Raw genomic sequence first — 22,090 nt, 5'->3', positions numbered from 1 at the left:
TCAGGCGGCTTCGAACTTTACGGCTTCCGGCTCGGCGGAGCCGACGAGATACCAGACAGTAGCTGCCTGCGCGCCGTTGTTACGGAACCAGTGCTTGCGGCCGGCAGGTGTCTTGACCAGATCGCGCGGGCCGAGTTCGGTTTCGACCGTTTCACCGTTCTCTTCCCAGCCGACGATGAGCGAGCCTTCGAGCACGAGGAAGGCATCTTCGACATCGCGGGTGAAGGGTTTCACGCCGACGCGCGATGGGATGCCGAGCATTTCCTTGCGGCAGGTATCGGTTTCGACACCGCCGGGACCGCAGTAGATCTTGCGCGTGAAACCTGCGTCTTCCCAGTGAGTTTCCAGCTCGCTGTGGCGCACGACATATTTCGCCATGAGCTGTTGCAGCGCGTGATCACCCTTGGGGTCGAATTTCATCGTCTTGCCCGGCTCGGCACCAAAGGCACGGGCAAGTTCCGGCGCGTGTTCCTTGGGGTGATAGTGGTAAACCGGCGGCAGCGGCTTGCCCACGTCGACCGAGATCGACATGACGACCGGCTCCGGCCCGTCAACACGGAAACCATGGCCAATTTCGCGGGCGTTAAGGATCATGTCCTTGGGGCCGAGGTTAACCTCGACAACTTCGCCATCCTTTTCCCAGCCGACGATCAGGGCACCGTCGATGATCAGAAAGCTTTCCTCGATTTCGTGGCTGTGGCAGGCGGCGTACTTTCCGGTCTCCTTGTAGATCAGGGAAAGCGTGAAATGATCGGGCTTGAGCGTCGACGTGTCATTCACCTTGGGCGAGCCGCCGGCACCGATATAGCGCATCTGTGCTCGCGCCAGTTCGTCGAAACCGGCGTTGGAAGGAAAGGCATTCCAGTCGAACTGCTTGTCGGTAAAGCGTCCGGTCTGCGATTTCAGCTCATCTGCGAGGGTAGCGAAACCCGTTTCCTGTACGGTCATCTCTGGTTCCTTTCACGGTTGATTCTCGATTTCAGTTGAGAGAAGGATACGCCGACAGCGTTTTACTGAATACAAGGCGTTTTATATATGAAGCAGGAAGAGCCGCCAAAACCGGATACCGGCAACATGGACAGGTATCTTGTGCCGGGCCTTGTGCGCGGGCTGAACGTGCTGAAGCTGTTTACCCCCGCTCAACCGAATCTGTCGTTGCGGGATATTGCCGTTGCGCTTGGCGTGACCCGGTCGGCGGCATTTCGTTCGGTCTATACGCTGGTTGAAACCGGATGCCTTTTGCATGACCAACGCGCCCAGACCTATTCGCTGGGTCCGGGCGTTCTGCGCCTGACCTACGGGTATGTTGCGACCCGCGAAATTGTCGAAATCGCCCAGCCCGAACTGGAACGGCTGCGCGACCGGACCGGCTGGTCCGCACATATGGGCATACTCGACGGATCTTCGGTTTTGTACGTTCTGCGCGCACCGGCGCGAGAGGCAAATGCCTCGATCGTTCAGGTCGGAAGCCGGTTGCCCTCACGCAGCACGACGATGGGGCGGGTATTGCTTGCCGATCTGCCAGATGCGGAGATCATCGAACGTTTCCGCGCCGACAGACCGGGTGCCACCAAAGGCAAAGGGCCGTCACTGCCTGGCTTGCTTGAACAGGTAAAGGGCGATCGCAAGGCCGACGTCATCTGGCACATGGGGGATTTCGAAGCAGGCATCGTCTCGGTCGCAGCCCCGGTGCGGGACCTTACAGGTCGTGTGGCGGCGGCGATCAACCTGACATCGGCAAATGGCCCGCAATCAGGCGCGGAACTGCCGCCGCAGATCATCTCGGACCTCAAAGCGACCGCCATCCGCATTTCCCGCCTGCTGGGGCATGACGGGAGCGGTTGAGAGGGGTCAATTCGTGGGGATATGCCCCATCATGGCTGACAAACGCCGCGCTGCGTCGACCACGCCGGTCATAATCTGCTGGCGCTTTTCCGAGCCTTCCTCGAAATTGGCCTGCGGTCCGGAAAGGCTGATCGCGCAAACCGGCGCGTTATTCTGATCGAGAACGACGCAGGCGCAGGACCCGATGCCTTCTTCGAAAAAGGCGACGGACCAGGCAATGCCAGCGGCACGGTCCAGCTTTAATTGGCCTAGCAGGCTGTCAACCGTTGTAGGGGTCTGATCGGTGAAGGCAGAAAAGTTGTAATCGTCGAAGATGCTGCGTACCTCATCCTCGCGCATGTGCGACAGGATCACCCGCCCCATCACGGTCGCATAGGCAGGCAGGCGGCTGCCCACGCGGATATTCGACACCAGCTGCACCTCGGGCGTTTCCCGGACGAGCACGATGACATCCGTACCAGCCAAAACCCCCAGATGCGCCGACAGACCGGTTTCCGCCGCAAGGTGATGCAGCACGGGTTGTCCGGTACGCACAACATCGCGGCTGCTCAACATGCCAGATGCCAGTTCCAGTACGCCATAGCCTAGAACGTAGCCGTCGCCCCCCGGTGTCTTTTCGATCATCTCCTCACGCTCGAGCGTATGCAGCAAACGGATCAGGGTCGTGCGGTTGATGCCCACGGCGGCCGATGCCTTGGCGATGTTCCTGCAACGATTGCCCGCCGCAATATAGCGCAGCAGCGCCATCGCGCGGGTAACGGGGGGGACGTCATAGGACACGGAGCGCGGCGCTTTTTCGTCGCTTTCCTGGGGCATGGGAGATGTCGTGTTCATCTATGCATTAAATTCCTTTGACTGAAGATGTGGCACCCATTCTGGGCAAGCACGCCTGAATATGGAATGTCTAACTTACAGGTGCGCGACGGCTTCGATTTCGACGAGCAGCGCGGGATCCACGAATGCCGAAACTTCCATCATCGTGGCTGCGGGCAAAACGCCCTGAAAGGTTTCGCGACGGGCGCGCCCGACCTCATCCTTGCGCGCCATGTCGGTCACAAAAACCGAAATCTTGGTTATGCGCTCTTTCCTACCGCCTGCCGCTTCGACAAGAGCGACCACGCGGCGCAATGCCTCTTGCGCCTGCTCGTATATGGTTTCACCCACGACCCCTTCTGGGCCGCCAGCATGCTGGCCAGATACATAGACGATACCGTCGCAGACGATGGCGTTTGAAAACAGTCCCGGAACGGGTCCGGGAATGCCTTCGGCAGTTACGGCGATAGGATCACTCATCTGCAGCGGCCTCTTTTCTTTCCTGCCATTCGCGGGTCAGACGCTCGCGCACCGGGAAGAAATCGTAGGTTGGGAAAAACTCGGTCGAGAAGACTCCCCAGGCCCGGCGTTCGAGTTCGACATTCACTTTGGGCAGCAATTCCGGTGGCATCCGTAGGGTGACGATCTGGCCGATCCCCATCACCACGTTCCAGCTCAATATTTCGACACCCTCGGGCGGGAAACCTGTCCACCATTCCTGTTCGCCCAGATGTGCCTGAATTTGTTCCAGATTCTGCGACTGGTCGTGCTTGAGAAACACGGTGAGCATGACGGTTTCGGTCATCTATCATCCCTTATTTCATGATCGTGACAGCGGGGTGTCATCGAAACTTCTTGAACATAGTACCGCGAATCGGCATGATTGCAAATAAGAACCATACGTTCAAATGTGAACAATCGGCAGAAAGGGAGAATTTGGGGATGCAAGATCCAGCCCTGAAGAACCAATCCAGAGGCCGCCCGCTCAGCGATGCCGAGCGCGCTTTCGCAGAGGCGCTCGAGCGCATTTACGAAACCGGTGAGCATGATTTCGCAAAAGTAGCTGAGAAGCTGAACGAGCGGGGCGAACCGCGCCCGTCCGGAGAGTCTGGCGCGTGGACGCTGGAAATTCTCGATGCGGAACTGAAAGCCATCAATGCCTCCCATGATGCGGCCCATGCCGAACATGGCATCGGCGCCTGAGAGGAGTACGAGACATGGAAGCCACCGCAAAAGGCCGTGACCGGGTCGACGACTATATCAGCCTCGGTCTCCGGGGGTTCTGGATGCCGGTTGCCACATCGGTTCAGTTGAAAGCTGGCAAACCGCTGGCGCGCAAAATTGCCGGCGAAAACCTCGTGCTGTGGCGCGATGGGGCGGGCAAGGTTCGCTGCGTCGAGGATTTCTGCCCGCATCGGGGCGCCAAGCTGAGCCTTGGACATGTTCAGGACGGCAATATCGCCTGTGGTTATCACGGTGTGACGGTCAATGGCGAAGGCACTGTCGTGCGCGTTCCGGCCATGCCCGACTGCGCGCTCGAAGGCCGCAAGGCGCTGACCTATTATGAATGCAACGAAGCTGGCGGCGCTGTCTTTATCTACCTGCCCTCGGCAGATCGCCCCGACGCACCGGAATTCGTGCCGCCAGAAGAATTCACCAGCGACGAATGGCAGGTTTTCCCCTGCATGACATATTGGGATTGCTCCTATCGCTTCAGCCTCGACAACGCGGCCGACCCGATGCACGCAAGCTACCTGCACGCCAACAGCTTTACGCTGGCCTACGGCTCCAAGCAGGACACGATGAAGCTGGAACGCCGCGAAAAAGGCTTTCAGATCGAACGGGTCAACCAGAAGGGCGTCAACTTTGACTACACCGAAGTTGTCATGGACCAAGGCACGATGTTCTTCCGGCTCGACATTCCCTATCCCGATGGTGCCGGTCCGGGCGGCCCGTTCCGTATCGTCGGCTTTGCAACGCCGGTAGATGAACACACGCATTATTCGTTCTTCTGGCGCTGCCGGAAAGTGCAGGGCACGGCGGCTGAAAGCTGGCGCTTCCTGTATCGCGCTTTCCTCGAAGACCGTCACTGGCACGTTCTGGAGCAGGACCGCGTCATGCTGGAATCGATCCCGGAAGACGCCCGTCGCCGCGAGATGCTGTATCAGCACGACATCGGTGTATCCCGGCTTCGCCAGATGATGGTGCGCCGCGCCAAGGAACATTTCAAGGCGCTGGACGCCGAAGAATCCGCAGGAAAGCAGACGGCCTGATGAAAGACGCGGCCCTCACCCCGATCGAGCCGGAGGCGGTGATTGCCGCCCTGACCGCGCCGTTCGAGCCGAAGGTCGCAGTGGATCTTCGCGGGCATCGCGTCAGCGGTGAGCTTGACCTTCGGGGACGCGAGCTTTGCGGGTTCGACCTGTCGGGTTCCGTGTTCGAAGGCGCAGTTCTGCTGGATCGCTGCACGACGCTGGGGCTGAGCTGGTTCCGGGGCTGCACCTTTCAATCGCAGCTCTCTGCACAGGACAGCCGGTTCGGCACCGATCTCAGGCTCGACGAGGCCCGGATCAGCGGCAACCTGACGCTCTCCAAAACTGAATTCTGGGGGGCGCTGGTGCTCAACAAGGCACGTATCGCCAGTACCGCCTTTCTCGACAACATGCAGGTGCTTGGGTCGCTTTCCTGCGCCGATACCTGCTTTGACGGGCCGGTCAGCCTTGAACAGACTGACGCGCTTGGCGGGTTGTGGGCAGATGCGACGCACTTCGGGTCGCGGGTGACCGCGACCGGTATGGAAATTCACGGACGCACCTGGCTACGGCATGTGCGTTTTGGCGACGGGTCGGGCAATCCGATGGCGCGCCTGCTGCCCCAGATCCGCCTCTACGGCTACCTCTGGAACTGAAAACAACTCCGCAAAGACAGGGAAACCCCATGACCTCAAGCCTTGAACTTCGGAACATCACCAAGGTCTTTACCGACCGCAATACGGGCAATTCCGTCACCGCCGTCGAGGACATGAGCTTTTCCGTGGGCGCCGGTGAACTGGTTGCCGTCGTCGGCCCGTCGGGCTGTGGCAAGTCCACCATTCTGAACATGGTCTCCGGCCTTTATGGCACCAGTTCGGGGCAGGTTCTGATTAACGGTGACGAAGTGACCGGCACCCGTCCCGAAGTCGGTTTCATGCTGCAGAAAGACCTGCTGCTGCCCTGGCGCAACATCGTCAAGAATGTCGAGTTCGGGTTGGAAGAGCGCAAGTTCAGCCGTGCCGAGCGCCGGGAACGGGCCATGCAGGAACTTGACCGCATGAAGCTGGCCGAGTTCGCCGAACATTATCCGCACCAGCTTTCCGGCGGGATGCGTCAGCGCGCGGCATTGGCCCGGACGTTAGTAATCGAACCCGACATCATCCTTCTGGACGAACCGTTTTCCGCACTCGATGCGCAGACCAAACTTGTCCTTCAGCGCCATTTTGCCCGCACCATCGCCGAGGCTGGCGTGACCTGCGTGCTGATCACCCATGACCTGAACGAAGCCGTTATCATGGCCGACCGGGTTGTCGTCATGTCAGGGCGCCCCGGCACCGTCGTCGACGAATTCGCCATCGAACTTGGCAACCGCCGCGACCCCCTTGCCCGTTCGATGGAGGCCCAGACCGGCGTCTACGTCAAACGGCTGTTCGACACGTTGCACCTAGAAAACGAAGCGGCCTGAAGGCCGTCCAACAAGGAGAAGTAAATGCGTTTTGGATTTGTAAAGGCGGCGACAATCGCAGCCGCTACCGTGCTGGCGACCATTCCGGCCGCCTCATATGCACAGGAAAAAGTCAGCTACCTGTTCCCGGCCCCGGACTTCCTGCCGGCGTTCACCCCGTTTCAGGTTGCCCGTGTAAAGGGTTACTACGAAGATGCCGGGCTTGATGTAAGCTGGGCCATCGGCAAGGGCGGCGCGGACGTCGCCAAGCAGGTCGCTGTAGGCAACTCGGACCTTGGCGGCGGCATCGGCGACACGCCGATTATCATCCGTCCCAACGGTCTGGACGTCAAAGCCGTGGCCGTTCTTGGCGGCAAAGCCCTGACGCAGCTGGTCATCCGCAAAGACAGTGGCGCGACCGATGTGGCTGGCCTCAAGGGTCTGAATATCGGCGTCATGGCATTCCAAGACACCACCTATTACAACCTGCTCGCAGCGCTCGCTTCTGCCGACATGACCAAGGACGATGCGAATATCCAGGCCGTTGGTCCGGCAGGCATGGTCCAGCTGATGATCTCCGGCGATCTCGACGCGATCTCGGGTACGCCCGACTGGGCCGCCGCGATTGAAGGCGCCGGCATCGACCTGACGATCGTGCCGATCAACGATCTCTTCCCGGCAATGGCGCAGGCGATTATCGCGTCGGACGAAATGATCGAGGAACGTCCCGAAGTGGTCCGCTCCTTTGTTCAGGCGACGCTGCAGGGCATGCGCGACGTGATGGAAGACCCGGAAGGCTCCTCCAAGCTGCTGGCTGACAACATTCCGCAGTTCGAAGGCAAGGCCGCGATGCTGGAAGACATCATGAAGCGCTATACCGAGCTCGTCTATGCCACCCCGGACATGGCCAAGCTTGGCATGATCGATCCCGAACGGATGACCGCCGTTGCCGATTTCTATCTTGAGAACGGAATCGTCAACGAGACGCTCGCCACCGAGGAATACTACGACAACCAGTTCGCAGCACCAACGGAGTGAAAATGGCCGACACGAGTGCATCCCTGAAAAATGGCGCGCCGGAGATTTCCTCCGGTGCCCCCGTCCACAAAGGCAGCAAGATGGCAAACCCGTTCAAGAAACTGACTGCGGGTTCCGGGTCGCGCACGGAAATCCTCGCCATGATCGGTGTAGGTCTCGTGTTTCTCGCGATCTGGGAATTTCTGCCCCCCCTGCTGGACGTGCCTCGCTATATCATCCCGACCTTCAGCAACTGTCTTGAAGAGTTCGGGCGCATGATGCAGCGCGAAAACCTGATGGGGCACTTCATGTCGACCTTGATCTCGGCGCTGGTCGGGTTTGCCCTTGGCGGGCTGCTTGGCGCGGCGTCGGGATATCTCCTCGGGCTGTCGAGCCTGTGGGAGCGGGTTCTGTCCCCCTATATTCTTGCGCTGCAAATCGCGCCGAAGGTCGCCTTTGCCCCGCTATTCATCATGTGGTTCGGCTATAACGCCATCCCCAAGCTGCTCGTCACCGTGTTGATCGTGTTCTTCCCGATCCTCGTGAACGTGCTGCAATCCATGAAGACCGTCGACCGCGATCTTGTGAACCTCGCCCGGGTCTATTCGATGAACCGGCTGACGATCTTCCGCAAGATCGAGGTGCCCTCCTCGCTTCCCAACCTGTTTGCAGGTCTGCGCATCGGCGCGACGCTGGCCGTGATCGGTGTCACCGTAGGTGAGCTTGTTGGTGGCAACACCGGTCTTGGCTTCCTCATCAGCTACGGCGAAGGACAGGCAAATACGGCGATGGTCTTTAACGCCATCTTCCTTTTGACCGTCATCGGTATCGCGCTCTACTTCGCCGTCGCGGCAGTCGAAAAGCGCGTGCTGCACTACCTCGTGCGCGAGGATCACTAAGCCATGTCCGCCCTGCCCCCTTCTGTTGTCCATGACACCATCGCCGGTATCAGCTATTGGCGGCGTACGGGTCATGGGCGGCGGCTCGTCTGCCTGCACGGCATCGGTTCGAATGCCGAAAGCTTTTCACCGCTGCTGGCCGAACTCCCGGAAGACTGGGACGTAATCGCGTGGAACGCGCCGGGCTATGGGGCATCGGAGCCTCTTGGTGCCGACTGGCCAGTCGAAAGTGATTATGCCAAGGCGCTTGGGCGATTTCTGGACGCGCTTTGCCTTGATAGGGTGACGCTGCTCGGCCACTCGCTTGGCACGCTGATGGCGGCCAAATTCGCGGCGCTTTACCCCGCGCGCGTGACAGAGATGATCTTGGGTGCCTGTGCCTGTGGGCATGGTCAGGACCCCGGCGGCAAGCTGTCGGATGCAGCGGCAGCCCGCTTGGCGGAACTGGACGACCTCGGCGCGCGCGCCTTTGCCGAAAAACGCGGCCCGCGCCTGCTGGCCGATCCGGATGGAAAACCCGAAGCCCGCGAACGCGTCATCGACGCTATGGCTTCGGTGAAACAGCCCGGTTACGGGCAAGCGGTTCGCATGCTGGCCTCCGGTCAACTGGTAAAAAACCTGAAAGAGATCCGCTGCCCGACCCAAATCATCTGGGGAGATGGCGATGTCGTCACCCCGCGTATCCAGAGTGAGCTTGCTTCGGCCGCCCTTGGCGGTGCGCCGATCACCGAGATTTCCGGGAGCGGGCATGCGCTGCATGTCGAGACCCCGGCAGAATTATCCAGGGTCATCCTGTCCTGCCTTGAGAGCACGAACGAGGAACCTTGCAGCGACAAGAAAGAGGAGACGGTTCAATGAGTGCCGATATGGTACGGGTCAGTCATCTGCGCGGCATCGTGATGCGCGCGCCGGGCATGACGGCCACCAAGAACTTTTACGTCAACGACTGGGGCCTTGAGATTGCCAAGGAAGAAGAAGGCATAGTCTATCTGGCCGGCACGGGTAAAGAGCCCTTCATCTATGCGTTAAAGGATGGCGACAATTACGGCGTGGAATACATCCATCTTGGAATGCCCGACCGGGCGTCGATGGATGCGCTGCACGCACAGGTCGTTGAAAAAGGCGCGCATGTGCTTGGCACCCCCGCGGTGTTCGACGATGCCATCGGCGGGTACGGGTTCGAGATGCTCGATCCCGATTTCCGTCGGCTGCGGTTCACCACTGATCTGGAACCGGTCGAGCGCGAGACCAAGTTCGCCTACCCCCGGAAGGTGACCCATTGCGTGCTGAACACACCCGATATGGAAGCGACCGAAGCGTGGTATGGTGACGTCCTCGGCTTTCGCGTGTCCGATTATTCCGCCGACCAGATGGTTTTCCTGCGGTCTGCACAGGACATGGAAACTGTTGACCACCATTGCATCGCGCTGGTCCGCGCTCCCTATGCAAGCGTGAACCACGTGGCCTTTGAAATGGCCTCGCTGAACGATTTCATGCGCGGCATCGGGCGGATGAAGCAAAAGGGTCAGGTCCCGTCATGGGGTCCGGGTCGTCATGGACCGGGCGACAACCCGTTCGCCTATTTCGTATCGCCCTCGGGCTTTGTGATCGAATTCACCTCGGAAGTTCAGCAGATCGACGAAGCAACGCACGAGGCGCAGGTCTGGCCACGCGACGACCCGGAGAAGATGGACCAGTGGATGACCGCAGGCCCCCCCACACCGGCGCAACGGGCCGTCATGATGGGCCGTCCCGATCCCGGGTTTCCGCCCTCGAACGCCGAGTGACGCATGCACCTTGGACTGAAAGATAAACCTGTTGTCGTCACCGGCGGCTCTTCGGGCATCGGGCTTGCCACAGCGCGGCTGCTGCTCGAAGAGGGTGCGCAAGTCGCGATCTGCGCCCGTGGGGCCGAACGGCTCGACAAGGTTGCGGCCGAGTTTGCCGACACGTTTGGTGTCGACCGCGTATTCGCACAAGCGGTCGATGTGCTACAGGAAGAACAGGTCAACGGTTTTGCAAAGGCTGTCGAAGACAGGTTCGGCGGCGCAGTGGCGCTGATCAACAATGCCGGACAGGGACGCGTCTCGACCTTTGCCGACACCACAGACGAAGCATGGCGGCAAGAGCTGGAGCTGAAGTATTTCAGCCAGATCCGCCCGATCCGCGCGTTTCAAGAAATGCTCGCGGCAAGCGGCAGCGGCGCGATCGTCGCCACCAATTCACTGCTCGCCCTGCAACCGGAACCGCATATGGTCTGCACCTCCTCGGCGCGTGCCGGGATACAGAACCTGCTGAAGTCACTGGCCCGCGAACTGGCGCCCGACATCCGGGTAAACTCGATCCTGGTGGGGCTGATCGACAGCAATCAATGGCAGCGCCGTTTCGAGGCGCGCGACGACAAGAACCAGACGCGAGAGGCATGGTACGCCGATCTCGCAAAGAACAAGAACATCCCAATGGGGCGGCTCGGAAAACCGGACGAGGCTGCGCGACTGCTCGCGTTTCTCGCCTCGCCTGCCGCGTCCTTTATCACAGGAGCACAAGTTGAAATCTCTGGCGGCATATCCCGATTCATTTGAACCCACCGAGGTCGATCCGGTCCGCGCCGAAATCGTGGGCGACCAGATTGCCCGTGCGCTTGCGGATCTTGGCGTAACCACGGTTTTCGGTGTCATTTCCATCCACAACATGCCGATCCTCGACGCGCTTGCGGAACAGGGACGGATCCGTTTCGTCCCCGCCCGGGGCGAGGCCGGTGCGATGAACATGGCCGATGCCCATGCGCGGGTGACCGGGCAGCTTGGTGTCGTGATGACTTCGACGGGCACGGCGGCGGGCAACGCGGCCGGTGGACAGGTCGAGGCGCTGACGGCGGGCACGCCGCTGTTGCACATCACGACACAGGTGGACCTGAAGTTCGCCGATCGCGACCGTGCGCCGATCCATGATGTTCCCAAGCAGCGCGAAATGCTGCAGGGCATGTCCAAGCAGGTTTTCCGGATCTGGGATCCGCATGCCGCGATGGGTGTCATGCAGGCCGCCGTGTCTGCCGCACTTTCCGCGCCCTCCGGTCCGGTCAGCCTTGAAATTCCGGTCGACATTCAACGCAGTCTGATTTCCGGCACAAAGCATGCCGGTTGGCCCGCGATCACCCGTCCATTTGCCAGCGACGCTGCTATCGAGGCGCTGGCCGAGCGTGTGCTTCAAGCGAAACGGCCGATGATCTGGCTGGGCGGTGGTGCGCGGGGCGCATCGGAACAGGCGCTGGAACTCGTCAATCGCGGCTTTGGCGCCGTCACTTCGACCAACGGCCGTGCGGTCGTCCCCGAGGATCACAAGGCGACGCTTGGGGCGTTCAACATGACCCCGCAGTCGGAACAGCTTTTCCAGTCCTGCGATCTCATGCTGGTGGTCGGCTCGCGCCTGCGCGGAAACGAAACCAAGGATAACAACATGGCGCTGCCGCCGATCTGCCAGATCGACGCCGAGGCAAGCCAGGGCGGGCGCAACTACCCTGTTGAGCTGTTCGTTCATGGCGATGCGGCGGACACATTACAGCGTCTGCTTGATCGCCTGCCGGAAACGCTCGATACCGATCCGAACCTGCCGCATGAAATCTCGACCGCGCGCGCACTGGCCGAAGGTGCATTGCGCCAGCGGCTTGGGCCTTACCACGTCGTGGCGGATGTCCTGCTCGAGAAGGTTTTCAACGGTCGCCACCCCTGGGTTCGGGACGTGACAATTTCCAATTCGACTTTTGGCAATCGCTACGTGCAGATCGCCGACCCGAAACTTGGCGTCCACGCCCTTGGCGGCGGTATCGGACAGGGTATTTCAATGGGGATCGGTGCGGCACTTGCCTCGGAAGGGCCCAAGGCGATCACGCTGCTGGGTGATGGTGGCGCGCAACTTGGGATTGCCGAGTTGATAACCGCGGTGCAGGAAAACTGCCCTCTGGTCTACGTGCTGATGAACGACGCAGCCTATGGCGTAATCCAGAACATTCAGGATGCGCAATATAGCGGTCGGCGGCACTATTCGGCACTTAACACGCCCGACTTCGAATTGCTCTGCCAGTCCGTGGGCATGCCGCACATGAAAGTGTCGGATACCGCAGAATTCGCAGGCGTTCTGGATGCGGCCATCGAACGCGAAGGCCCGGTCCTGATCGAAGTCGATATGATTGCTATCGGTCCTTTTGCACAAGCTTTTGCCGGTCCGCCTGCTGGCGCCGCCGGAAAGGCCGACTGATGCGTCTCGCGCTGATCGGATACGGCAATATTGCCACCTCTCTGCTTGGCATTCTTGCCGAGCAGGGGCTGGTGTTGGACAGGCTGGATATTCTGGCCCGTCCCGGCGCGGAAGATCGCGCAAAGGACAAGCTGTCCGCATCGGCGGAAAAGCTTGGCGGCAGCTTGCACGTTCATGGCTCGGTCGAGGCGCTGATCGATGGGAAACCGGATCTGGTTGTCGAGGTCGCAACGCATGACGCCGTGCGTGAAAGCCTCTTGCGTTGCCTTGAGGCCGGGATTGACGGTGTACTCGTATCCGTCGGGGCGCTTGCTGATGGAGAGACGGAAGCCGCAGTGCATGACGCGGCCAAGACGGGCGGAGCGCTGCTGCGCATCGTGCCCGGCGCGGTCGGCGGGATCGATATGCTGGCCGCCGCCCGGCTTTCTGGCGGGCTGGAAGTGACCTATATTTCCCGCAAGCCGCCACAGGCTTGGCAGGGCACCCCTGCCGAAAAGAAACTTGATCTTGCCGGACTCGAAACAGCCGAAATTTTCTACGAAGGCAGCGCCCGTGAGGCCGCGCGCGAGTATCCCAAGAATGCCAATGTCGCGGCGACTATCGCCCTTGCCGGCGCGGGATTCGAGGCCACCCGGGTCAAGATGATCGCAGATCCGCAGGCGCCAGGAAACATTCACGAATACACAGTCCGGTCGAATGCGCTGGACTTCTCCATCCGGCTTGAGGGCAAACCTTCCCCGGACAATCCAAAGACTTCTTTGTCGACGGTCTATTCGGTAGCGCGGGAAATCCTGAACGCTACCGGGCCAGTCGCGATCTGAGGACGATATGAAAGATATGACGAACGAACTGCCTGATGGACGCCTGTTTGTTGGCGGGGTCTGGGAAGAAGGCCACGGCGCGCCGATCACCTCGGTTTTTTCCCATGACGGCTCCGAGAACATGACGTTCAACGGCGCGTCGCGGGAAGACGGCGAGCGCGCTATCGAACGGGCAAAGGCCGCACAGGCCGACCCGGCATGGCGCGACATGCTGCCCCATGAGCGCGCAAAGATCCTGCACCGCATCGCGGATAGGATCGAGGCGAATATCTCTCGCATCTCGCGGCTGCAATCGCGCGATACCGGCAAGACGCTGACCGAAACGGCGGCCCTAGCTGCCTCGGCCGTCGGTACGTTCCGCTATTTCGCCGCCGTGCTGGAAACCTCTGATGACGCATTAACGACCCGGCGCGGCGGTTTCCTGACCGCTTCGGTACATGAACCCATTGGCGTCGTCGGTGCGATCACCCCGTGGAATTCCCCGATCGCCTCGGATGCGCAAAAGCTGGCCCCCGCCCTTGCCGCAGGCAATGCGGTTGTTCTGAAACCATCAAGCTGGTCGCCGCTCGTCGCGCTCGAACTGGCGCGGATCGTCGATGAGGCCGGGCTGCCCAAGGGGTTGCTGTCGGTCCTGCCCGGCGCGGGCCGCGAGATTGGCAACCTGATCGTCGAACATGCCGAGATCGGTCGCATCGCCTTTACCGGCGGCACCGACACCGGCCGCCGTCTAGGCGAACAAGCCGGGCGCAAGCTGATGCCGATCTCTCTGGAACTCGGTGGCAAATCGCCCACCATAGTCTTCGAGGACGCCGATCAGGATCTTGCCATTGCGGGCATTCTCTTTGGTATTTTCTCTTCCTCGGGACAAAGCTGCATCGCCGGTTCACGGCTTTTCGTGCAGCGCTCGATCTATGACGCGTTCGTCGCGAAACTGGTGGAGGCAACAAAAGCTCTGCGCGTCGGTGATCCCTTTGCCGACGGGACACAGGTTGCGCCACTGATCAACCACGAACACCGTGAGGCGGTCGAGGCATATATTGAAGGCGCAAGGGAAGAAGGCGGCGAGATCCTGTGCGGCGGCAAACGCCTGTCTGGCGCGGAATATGACAAAGGCGCCTATCTTGAACCGACGATCATCACGGGCCTGCCGAACGATGCCAAGACCTGCCGCGAAGAGATATTCGGTCCGGTTCTCGTCGTCCTCCCCTTCGACAGCGAAGAGGACGTGATCGCACAGGGCAATGACAATGAATACGGTCTCGCCTGTGGCATCTGGACCCGCGACTTCCCTCGCGCATGGCGGATCGGAGGAGCAATCCGGGCAGGCACCGTCTGGATCAACACCTACAAGCAGTTCTCAATTTCGACGCCCTTTGGCGGCGACGGCGCATCCGGGATCGGGCGCGAGAAAGGCCGCGAAGGCCTGCGGGTCTGGCAGCGGCAGAAAGGCATCTATTGTGATCTTACGGGCCAACCCCATCCTTGGGCAGGAGTAACACGATGAGTTCTTTGGAAGGTCGCCGTGTCGTTGTCACCGGTGCCGGTGGCGGTCTTGGCAAAACCATTGCATTGGCCTGCGCCTCTGCCGGGGCTGAGCTGATCCTGTCGGATCTGAGCGACGAAAGCCTTGAACCCACCATGGCGGCGGTGCGCGAAACGGGCGCGACGTTTGAAAGCAAGCTGATGGACCTGTCCGACCCGGATTCCATTGCGGCTTTCGGGGCATCGATCAGCGGCCCGGTCCATGGGCTGGTCAATAACGGCGCCATCGCCACCGGTATTGGCGGCATCGGTTTCGAAGACATCGAGATCGAAAGCTGGGACAAGGTCATGACTGTCAACGTGCGCGGCACCTGGCTCGCGATCCGGGCCTTGACACCTGCCCTGCGGTCCTCCGGGTCGGGCCGGATCGTCAATCTCGCCTCGGATACCGCGCTTTGGGGCGCGCCGAACCTGATGAGCTATATTTCATCCAAAGGCGCGGTCATGGCCATGACCCGCGGGTTAGCGCGGGAACTTGGCCCGGACGGCATCGGCGTCACGGCAATCGCGCCAGGGATACTGACGACCCCAAGCACGGAGTACGTGCCCGAAGCGCGGCATAGACTCTATGAAACCCAACGCGCCGTCCCCGGCCCGCAGGGCACCGAGGAAGTCGCGGACGTGGCCGCTTACCTTTTGACCAAGGCGGCAATCACACTAACCGGTCAGGTCCTGCCCGTGGATCACGGCTTCGTTTTCAACTAGGAGAGCGCATGACACGCAAAATTGCCATCATCGGCGCTGGCCCGTCGGGATGTTATCTAGCTCAGGCGCTTCTGAAGCAGGACGCGACGGTCGAGATCGACATCATCGACCGTCTGCCCGTGCCCTTTGGTCTTGTCCGCTATGGCGTTGCGCCCGATCATCAGGGGACCAAGGCGGTCTCGCGCCAGTTCGCCCGCCTGTTTGAACGGCAGGGTGTCAATTTCATCGGCAATCTCGATATCTGTACCGACGCGCATGGTGGTGACATTTCGCTGGATGATTTGCGTGCGATTTACGATGTCGTCGTGCTGGCCACCGGGCTTTCGTCAGACCGTAAACTGGGCATCGCGGGCGAAGACCTGCAGGGCGTCGTTGGTTCTGGCGTCCTGACTCGCGCGTGGAACGATCATCCCGATAGCAAGGACTCAGAGCTGCCCGCCCCCGGCAAACAGGTTGCGATCATCGGCAACGGCAATGTCGCGATGGACGTACTGCGGATACTCTCCAAACAGGACCATGAATACGAGGGGTCGGATTTCGGGTCGCATCACGCCGAAAGTATAGCCGCGGCAAAAGTTGAACGGATCGAGGTAATCGGTCGCTCGCCTGCCGGTATGGCAAAGTTTGACCCGGTCATGGTCAAGGAAATCGGCAAGAGCGCAGGATTGAAGTTTGAGATCCACGATCTCGATTTTGACGCAGCTTCCGACAGTGAAAACCCCAAGATCGCCGCACTGAATGGACTCGCAGAAATCGAACCTGACGCAAAACGTTGCACGATCTCGTTCCGCTTTGGCTGGTCGCCGGTCAGCTTTATCGGGGCTGACGGTAAACTGAACGCCCTGCATATCGCGCGGGCCGACGGGTCCGAAACACTCGAACTTCCCTGCGACATGGCCGTGACCGCTGTCGGGTTCAGCGATGACCAGCGTCTTGGACGCATGGACCTGATCGAAAGCGCGGCCGACCTGGACAACGGACGGCTGGGTGACGGGCTTTACGCCGCCGGATGGTTCCGTCGCGGGCCGCAGGGAACCATTCCGGACAACCGCAGCGACTCGCAGATTGTGGCCGCAGCGATTGCGCAAGACCTCGCGACCATGCCCGAGAGCGACGCGCCCGGGCGCGAAGCCTTGTTCGCCCGGTTTGATCATCTTACGGATTATGCCGCATGGCAGCGGATCGACGAACATGAACGCGCGTCCTGCACTGAGGGTCGCCTGCGCAACAAGCTGCGCACCCGGCGGGACATGCTGAAACTGGCTTTGAACGTGACGGAGACGACACAATGAAGATCAATATCCTCTACGGTACCGAAACCGGTAATTCCGAAATGCTCTGCGAAGACCTCGAAAGCGAGTTCGGTGACGATCACGAACTGGAAATAATGAACCTTGCCGAGGTCGACCCGGCGGATCTGGATTTGTCCGTGTTCCATGTCTTCGTCAGTTCCAGCTATGGCGATGGCGAGCTTCCCGCGTCAGCCAAGCCCTTTGCTGAAAAGCTTGAGGGGTCGGACACCGATCTGGCGGGGCTCAGCTTTGCGATTTTCGGGCTGGGCGACAGCGACTACGAAACCTTTGGGCACGGTTCGGAACAACTGGCTGACATGCTGGTCAAGCACAATGCAAAGCAGGTCGGCCCGCGCGTGATCCATGACGCCCAAGGCGACGATCTCGCGGAGGATGTTGCTTTCCCGTGGTTCGCCGAACGTGTCGCCGAAGCCGAGGCAATGTCTGACGCAGCTTGAGCGCATCGGGATGTGGGCAGGCCTGCGCCTGCCGCCGCCTCTGCTCTCTCAGTCCAACACCCGAATGCCGGAAATCCGGCATTCGACAAACCAGTGATCAAGGTAAGTCATCCGCGTGAACGGCGGTTTCTGATCCGATACGATCAGTCGCGAGAATGCTGGCCCGGCACGACCAGCCCGTCGATAAACACGTCGAGCAGGCGAATAACCGTCTGCTGCCAGCCCTCCTGCTCCCGCGTGTAGCAGATCCCCAGAAACGCCCGCATCAACTCTTCTGACGTGATGTCATTGCGCAACCGGCCTTCCGCGACGCCCCGCTGCATGAGCGTGTCTATCGACGAAAGCAGGCGCGCGGAAACATCCGCATAGAAATCCGATGAGCTGTCGAGCGTCGGGGTAAGCGCGTTGAGCATCCCCCGTTTTGTCGCAACCATGCGGATACTGGCATGCATCCACTTGCGTAGGGCCGCGACCGGGTCAGGATCATTGGCAAGTTCACCCGCAAGCGCGACCATCTCGTCCACTTCGCGGCTGTAGACCGCCTGAAAGAGCGCCTCGCGGGTCGGGAAGTGCCGGTAGAGCGTTCCTATGCCAACCTCGGCCCGACGGGCGACCGCTTCAAGGCTAGCCCCCGGCCCGCCTGCCGAAAAAACATCGCGGGCCGCTTCGAGCAGACGTTCGCGGTTCCGGATCGAATCCGCGCGCGGTTTTTTACCTGTTTTCTGCACTTCTCCGCCCATGATGCCTTTGGGTCACCTTTCCACTTGCTAAACGGAGGATGCCTCCGTATATATGTTTCAGCGGACCACAGGCCCGTACCGAAGATTGCACCTATCGGACCTCGGGCGAAAGAGCTCCCGCTAAATACCCGCAAATAAATCCAACATTGGAGGGACCATGACCCTTTCCATAAGCCTCAGCGTGAATGGCGAAAGCCTGAACGTGCCATTGGAAGACACCCGGACCACCCTGCTTGACCTCTTACGCGAACATATCGGACTGACCGGCACCAAGAAAGGCTGCGATCGCGGCCAGTGCGGTGCCTGCACCGTTCTGCTCGACGGCAAGCGGATCAATGCCTGCCTGACACTCGCCGCAAGCGTCGATGGCACAGACGTTACAACGATCGAAGGTCTTGCACAGGGCGACACGCTGCACCCCGTGCAGGCCGCCTTTATAGAACATGACGGCTTTCAATGCGGCTACTGCACCACGGGCCAGATCATGAGCGCCGTGGGTCTTCTTTCGGAAGGAGACGCAGGTGCCGACCCTGAGCGGATCCGCGAAGGCATGAGCGGCAATATCTGCCGTTGCGCAGCCTATCCCGGAATCACCGCCGCCGTTCTGGACGCCGAGCGCCGACAATCCGAAAGCGAAGGAACCAGCGTATGAACCGTTTTGACTATATCCGCCCTGGCTCGGTCGCCGAGGCTGTTGCCGCCGCCTCCGAGCCGGGTGCGGCCTATCTTGCCGGGGGCACAAATCTGCTGGACCTGATGAAGATCGGCGTCGCCGCGCCCGACAAGGTCATCGACATCACGCGGTTGCCGGGACTTGACCGGATCGACTGGCTTGAAGACGCGTCAGTCCGGATCGGAGCCATGGTGCGCAACGCGGAACTGGCCCGTAACACGGCCTTTTCGGCTGCCTTTCCCGCCATTTCAGAGGCCCTGCTATCCGGCGCGTCGCCGCAGCTCAGGAACGCGGCGACGGTTGGCGGGAATCTCATGCAAGAAACGCGCTGTGCCTATTTTCAGGATCCGCTTAGCCGTTGCAACCGACGCGCGCCAGGTTCAGGATGCGACGCGCTTGAGGGCCATAATCGCTCTCATGCAGTGCTGGGCTGGACGCCCTCCTGCATCGCAACGCACCCCTCGGATTTCTGTGTTCCGCTTGCGGCCTTGGGCGCAATCGTCGAGATCGAAGGGCCGGATGGCAGCCGCGAAATTGACCTCGCGGCGCTGCACGAATTGCCCGGCTCAGAGAGCGCAGGTGGGATTGCTCTCAAGCACGGCGAAATGATCACCGCTCTGCGCCTGCCTGCAGAGGCTACGTCATTCGCAGGCCATTCGCGCTACCTGAAACTGCGCGAGCGGACCTCCTTTGCCTTTGCCCTGGTTTCAGCCGCGGCCATGCTGAGCATGGAACAGGGAACGATAACCGAGGCCCGCATCGCCCTTGGCGCTGTTGCCGCCCGGCCTTGGCACGCGACCGATGCCGAGACGTTTCTGAAGGGTAAGAAGGCCGAAGCCGAAGTCTTTGCCGAGGCCGCTGGAATCGCTTTGAAAGAAGCGTCACCCTCTGGCGATAACGCATTCAAGATCACGCTGGCAACGCGCGTACTGACGCGCGCTCTGACCCTTGCCGCCAAGGGCACGCCGGACCGCGTTCCTGCCCTGCCCGCTTCTGTTTTCATGTCTTCCGAAGGAGCCACCGCCAATGCCTGACACACTTCAGACACCTGCGGGCCATGTCCGCCTCGGGTCGAATTCCGGCCAGCCGATGACCCGTCGCGATGGGATTGCCAAGGTCACCGGCACAGCCACCTACGCCGCCGACAATCGCCCCGACAGGCTTGCCCACGCGGTTTTTGCTTCCGCTGGCATTGCCCGTGGTCGGGTGGTTTCGCTGAATGTCGAAGCCGCAAAATCGCACCCCGAAGTGATCGAAGTCATTACGCCCGACAATCGTCCGGCACTGCACCTCGACCCCGATGGAAAGTCGCACCCGTTTTCATGGCGGATCGAAGCACTGCAGGACAATACTGTCCGTTACGCGGGCCAGCCGATAGCGCTCGTCGTGGCTGAAACTCTCGAGGCCGCGACCGAAGGTGCCCGTCTGCTCGCCCCAGAATATGATACCGACCCCGCACGTATCGGATTCGAAAATGGCGAGGCGTATGATCCACCCGCCGTTGGCATCGGGGGCAATCCGTCCTTCAGCAAGGGCGATTTCGACACTGGCTTTTCCAATTCCGAACATCGGATTGGCGCCTCGGTCGACACGCCCGCTCAATATCATAACGCGATGGAACCCCACGCAATTGTTGCCGAGTGGAGCGGCGATCACCTGACGATCGACACGCCGAACCAAGCCATCCATTTAGCGAGAGGCGCCTTCGCAGGGTATTTCGGTATTCCGCCAGAGAATGTCACGTTGCGCAGTCCGTTCATTGGCGGGGGCTTTGGGTCTAAAGCCATTCTTGTTGGCCCGCAAATCCTGGCGATCATGGCCGCTCGGATGGTGGACCGACCAGTGAAACTGGTGCTTCGCCGGGACCAGATGTTCGGCCCCGTGCAACATCGCGGCGCGACCCGCCAGAAACTGCGGATTGGCACGGATGGTAACGGCCTGATCAAGGCGCTTGAACACGAAGCCACCGCATCCACAAGCAGCTTTGATGACTTCATCGAAGGCGCGGGAAACGCATCGCTGAACATGTACGCCAGCCCTGCAATCGTTGCTCGGCACTCAGCCGTCAGGGTCGACACCGGCACGCCTGGCCCAATGCGCGCGCCGGGCGAAGCCTCCGGTTCCGCAGCGCTGGAAATCGCAATTGACAAGGCAGCGGAAGCCGTCGGCATGGACCCGCTGGAATTCCGGCTGCGCAACTATGCCGAAACCGACCCTGCAAGTGGCAAGCCGTTCTCGGCCAAGTCCCTGCGAGAGTGTTATGAGCTTGCAGCGCAGAAGTTCGGATGGTCGGATCGCCCTCTGGCGCCGGGACAGATGCGGGATGAAAACGGCATGCTCGTCGGCTGGGGCATGGGGAGCGCCCTTTTCCCAGCGCCGATGTTCGCCGCACAAGCCCGCGCGACACTTAGGCGGGACGGAACGGCTCTTGTTGAAACCTCCGGCGCGGATATGGGGCAAGGCGCCTGGACCGCTCTTGCCCAGATCGCGGCGGACGGCGTGGGGCTGCCGGTCGACAGGATCGAGTTCATGTCCGGCACCACCGATCAGCCCGACGCTGGCGTCGCTGGCGGCTCGGGCCATACCGCTTCGGCCGGGGGTGCGCTGTTCGAGGCGGGCAGCAACGCGGTGCAAAAGCTTGCCGATCTGGCCACCGCCGACCCGGAATCCCCTTTGTTCGGCGCTGGGAATACAGGCGTCGAGGCCCGCGAGGGCCGATTATTCCGCGCTGATGACGAAAGTCGCAGCGAAAGCTACGCCGACATTCTTGAACGCGCCGGGTTGGAAAGGATAGATGCGATGGGCTCCGGCGGACGCGATCCAGCTAACACAGAGGCGCGGGCGATGTTTTCGCACGGTGCCGTCTTTGCCGAGGTCAAGATTGATCCAGACCTGTTCCAGATCCGCGTGTCGCGATTGATCGGCGCCTTTGCAGCCGGACGGATCATCAACCCGCACCTTGCCAAGAGCCAGCTTACCGGTGGGATGATTTGGGGTATCGGCTTCGCCCTGCACGAGGAAGGCATTCACGATCTGCGCTCGGGTCGCCCGCTGAACGCGGATCTCGCTGGCTACCACGTGCCTGTGAATGCCGACGCCCCGCATGTCGAGGCGTTGCTCGTGGATGAGGACGATCCCTATGTCAACGCGCTTGGCATCAAGGGGGTCGGCGAAATCGGCATCACGGGTAGCGTCGGCGCAATCGCCAACGCGGTCTGGCACGCGACCGGAAAAAGGATCAGTTCTTATCCTATCCACATAGACGCATTGCTTTCCTGACCGGCACCAAGCTGGTTCTGTAAGAAAATTACGCGCTGCCTTTACGGGTGGCGCGC

Annotated in this window: 24 protein-coding genes; 19 read left to right on the top strand and 5 right to left on the bottom strand. The window is 60.8% G+C overall.

What is annotated here, in order from left to right; translation table 11 throughout:
• The gene (locus MF268_RS04075) at positions 1 to 948 is read right to left on the bottom strand and encodes a cupin domain-containing protein (RefSeq protein ID WP_238369641.1); all 948 of its coding nucleotides are present in this window, start codon (positions 946 to 948) and stop codon (positions 1 to 3) included.
• Between the two features lie 87 nt (positions 949 to 1,035).
• Here MF268_RS04075 and MF268_RS04070 point away from each other — a divergent pair, with 87 nt between their 5' ends.
• Positions 1,036 to 1,845: an IclR family transcriptional regulator gene (locus MF268_RS04070; RefSeq protein WP_238369640.1), complete on the top strand. Its 810-nt coding sequence runs from the start codon at positions 1,036 to 1,038 to the stop codon at positions 1,843 to 1,845.
• 6 nt (positions 1,846 to 1,851) lie between these two features.
• Here MF268_RS04070 and MF268_RS04065 read toward each other — a convergent pair whose 3' ends face one another.
• The 3 genes from MF268_RS04065 to MF268_RS04055 form a co-directional block, all read right to left on the bottom strand.
• Positions 1,852 to 2,679, bottom strand: coding sequence for an IclR family transcriptional regulator (locus tag MF268_RS04065; RefSeq protein ID WP_238369639.1), 828 nt, complete (start codon positions 2,677 to 2,679; stop codon positions 1,852 to 1,854).
• Between the two features lie 75 nt (positions 2,680 to 2,754).
• Complete coding sequence (locus MF268_RS04060) at positions 2,755 to 3,138, bottom strand: RidA family protein (protein ID WP_238369638.1); 384 nt, start codon at positions 3,136 to 3,138, stop codon at positions 2,755 to 2,757.
• Positions 3,131 to 3,463: a hypothetical protein gene (locus MF268_RS04055; RefSeq protein WP_238369637.1), complete on the bottom strand. Its 333-nt coding sequence runs from the start codon at positions 3,461 to 3,463 to the stop codon at positions 3,131 to 3,133. The genes MF268_RS04060 and MF268_RS04055 overlap by 8 nt, the downstream gene beginning before the upstream one ends.
• 137 nt (positions 3,464 to 3,600) lie before the next feature.
• Here MF268_RS04055 and MF268_RS04050 point away from each other — a divergent pair, with 137 nt between their 5' ends.
• Genes MF268_RS04050 through MF268_RS03980 form a run of 15 tightly spaced genes read left to right on the top strand, consistent with a single transcriptional unit; the run spans position 3,601 to position 17,342 of the window.
• A complete protein-coding gene (locus MF268_RS04050) occupies positions 3,601 to 3,861 on the top strand; it encodes a recombinase-like helix-turn-helix domain-containing protein (protein ID WP_238369636.1) in 261 nt (86 codons plus the stop codon).
• 14 nt (positions 3,862 to 3,875) lie between these two features.
• Complete coding sequence (locus MF268_RS04045; RefSeq protein ID WP_238369635.1) at positions 3,876 to 4,931, top strand: aromatic ring-hydroxylating oxygenase subunit alpha; 1,056 nt, start codon at positions 3,876 to 3,878, stop codon at positions 4,929 to 4,931.
• Complete coding sequence (locus MF268_RS04040; RefSeq protein ID WP_238369634.1) at positions 4,931 to 5,566, top strand: pentapeptide repeat-containing protein; 636 nt, start codon at positions 4,931 to 4,933, stop codon at positions 5,564 to 5,566. The genes MF268_RS04045 and MF268_RS04040 overlap by 1 nt, the downstream gene beginning before the upstream one ends.
• A gap of 29 nt (positions 5,567 to 5,595) precedes the next feature.
• Entirely contained in the window at positions 5,596 to 6,375 is a 780-nt protein-coding gene (locus tag MF268_RS04035) for an ABC transporter ATP-binding protein (protein ID WP_238369633.1), read from the top strand.
• Positions 6,376 to 6,399: 24 nt separating this feature from the next.
• The gene (locus MF268_RS04030) at positions 6,400 to 7,392 is read left to right on the top strand and encodes an ABC transporter substrate-binding protein (protein WP_238369632.1); all 993 of its coding nucleotides are present in this window, start codon (positions 6,400 to 6,402) and stop codon (positions 7,390 to 7,392) included.
• 2 nt (positions 7,393 to 7,394) lie between these two features.
• Positions 7,395 to 8,270, top strand: coding sequence for an ABC transporter permease (locus MF268_RS04025; protein ID WP_238369631.1), 876 nt, complete (start codon positions 7,395 to 7,397; stop codon positions 8,268 to 8,270).
• Between the two features lie 3 nt (positions 8,271 to 8,273).
• Entirely contained in the window at positions 8,274 to 9,128 is an 855-nt protein-coding gene (locus tag MF268_RS04020) for an alpha/beta fold hydrolase (RefSeq protein WP_238369630.1), read from the top strand.
• Entirely contained in the window at positions 9,125 to 10,057 is a 933-nt protein-coding gene (locus MF268_RS04015) for a VOC family protein (protein WP_238369629.1), read from the top strand. Before MF268_RS04020 ends, MF268_RS04015 begins: the two co-directional genes overlap by 4 nt.
• 3 nt (positions 10,058 to 10,060) lie before the next feature.
• On the top strand, positions 10,061 to 10,852 hold the full coding sequence (locus MF268_RS04010; protein ID WP_238369628.1) for an SDR family oxidoreductase: 792 nt from the start codon (positions 10,061 to 10,063) through the stop codon (positions 10,850 to 10,852).
• Positions 10,818 to 12,524, top strand: coding sequence for a thiamine pyrophosphate-binding protein (locus MF268_RS04005; protein WP_238369627.1), 1,707 nt, complete (start codon positions 10,818 to 10,820; stop codon positions 12,522 to 12,524). The genes MF268_RS04010 and MF268_RS04005 overlap by 35 nt, the downstream gene beginning before the upstream one ends.
• The gene (locus tag MF268_RS04000; protein ID WP_238369626.1) at positions 12,524 to 13,345 is read left to right on the top strand and encodes an aspartate dehydrogenase; all 822 of its coding nucleotides are present in this window, start codon (positions 12,524 to 12,526) and stop codon (positions 13,343 to 13,345) included. The genes MF268_RS04005 and MF268_RS04000 overlap by 1 nt, the downstream gene beginning before the upstream one ends.
• A gap of 7 nt (positions 13,346 to 13,352) precedes the next feature.
• The gene (locus MF268_RS03995) at positions 13,353 to 14,849 is read left to right on the top strand and encodes an aldehyde dehydrogenase (protein ID WP_238369625.1); all 1,497 of its coding nucleotides are present in this window, start codon (positions 13,353 to 13,355) and stop codon (positions 14,847 to 14,849) included.
• Complete coding sequence (locus tag MF268_RS03990) at positions 14,846 to 15,592, top strand: SDR family oxidoreductase (RefSeq protein WP_238369624.1); 747 nt, start codon at positions 14,846 to 14,848, stop codon at positions 15,590 to 15,592. The genes MF268_RS03995 and MF268_RS03990 overlap by 4 nt, the downstream gene beginning before the upstream one ends.
• A gap of 8 nt (positions 15,593 to 15,600) precedes the next feature.
• Positions 15,601 to 16,884 (top strand): FAD-dependent oxidoreductase, encoded by a 1,284-nt coding sequence (locus MF268_RS03985; protein ID WP_238369623.1) that lies wholly within the window; start codon positions 15,601 to 15,603, stop codon positions 16,882 to 16,884.
• Positions 16,881 to 17,342, top strand: coding sequence for a flavodoxin domain-containing protein (locus MF268_RS03980; RefSeq protein WP_238369622.1), 462 nt, complete (start codon positions 16,881 to 16,883; stop codon positions 17,340 to 17,342). Before MF268_RS03985 ends, MF268_RS03980 begins: the two co-directional genes overlap by 4 nt.
• A 143-nt stretch (positions 17,343 to 17,485) precedes the next feature.
• Here the strand turns inward: MF268_RS03980 and MF268_RS03975 are convergent, their stop codons facing one another.
• Positions 17,486 to 18,070, bottom strand: a complete 585-nt coding sequence (locus tag MF268_RS03975; protein ID WP_238369621.1) for a TetR/AcrR family transcriptional regulator — start codon at positions 18,068 to 18,070, stop codon at positions 17,486 to 17,488.
• Positions 18,071 to 18,239: 169 nt separating this feature from the next.
• Between MF268_RS03975 and MF268_RS03970 the strand changes: the two genes are divergently transcribed.
• Genes MF268_RS03970 through MF268_RS03960 form a run of 3 tightly spaced genes read left to right on the top strand, consistent with a single transcriptional unit; the run spans position 18,240 to position 22,034 of the window.
• Positions 18,240 to 18,734 (top strand): (2Fe-2S)-binding protein, encoded by a 495-nt coding sequence (locus MF268_RS03970; protein ID WP_238369620.1) that lies wholly within the window; start codon positions 18,240 to 18,242, stop codon positions 18,732 to 18,734.
• On the top strand, positions 18,731 to 19,789 hold the full coding sequence (locus MF268_RS03965; RefSeq protein WP_238369619.1) for an FAD binding domain-containing protein: 1,059 nt from the start codon (positions 18,731 to 18,733) through the stop codon (positions 19,787 to 19,789). The genes MF268_RS03970 and MF268_RS03965 overlap by 4 nt, the downstream gene beginning before the upstream one ends.
• On the top strand, positions 19,782 to 22,034 hold the full coding sequence (locus tag MF268_RS03960; RefSeq protein ID WP_238369618.1) for a xanthine dehydrogenase family protein molybdopterin-binding subunit: 2,253 nt from the start codon (positions 19,782 to 19,784) through the stop codon (positions 22,032 to 22,034). The genes MF268_RS03965 and MF268_RS03960 overlap by 8 nt, the downstream gene beginning before the upstream one ends.
• Positions 22,035 to 22,090 lie beyond the last annotated feature (56 nt).

Origin of the sequence: Heliomarina baculiformis, from assembly GCF_019966545.1 — a bacterium.
GTDB lineage: Bacteria > Pseudomonadota > Alphaproteobacteria > Rhodobacterales > Rhodobacteraceae > Heliomarina > Heliomarina baculiformis.
This window is presented reverse-complemented; position numbering and strand designations above follow the sequence as displayed.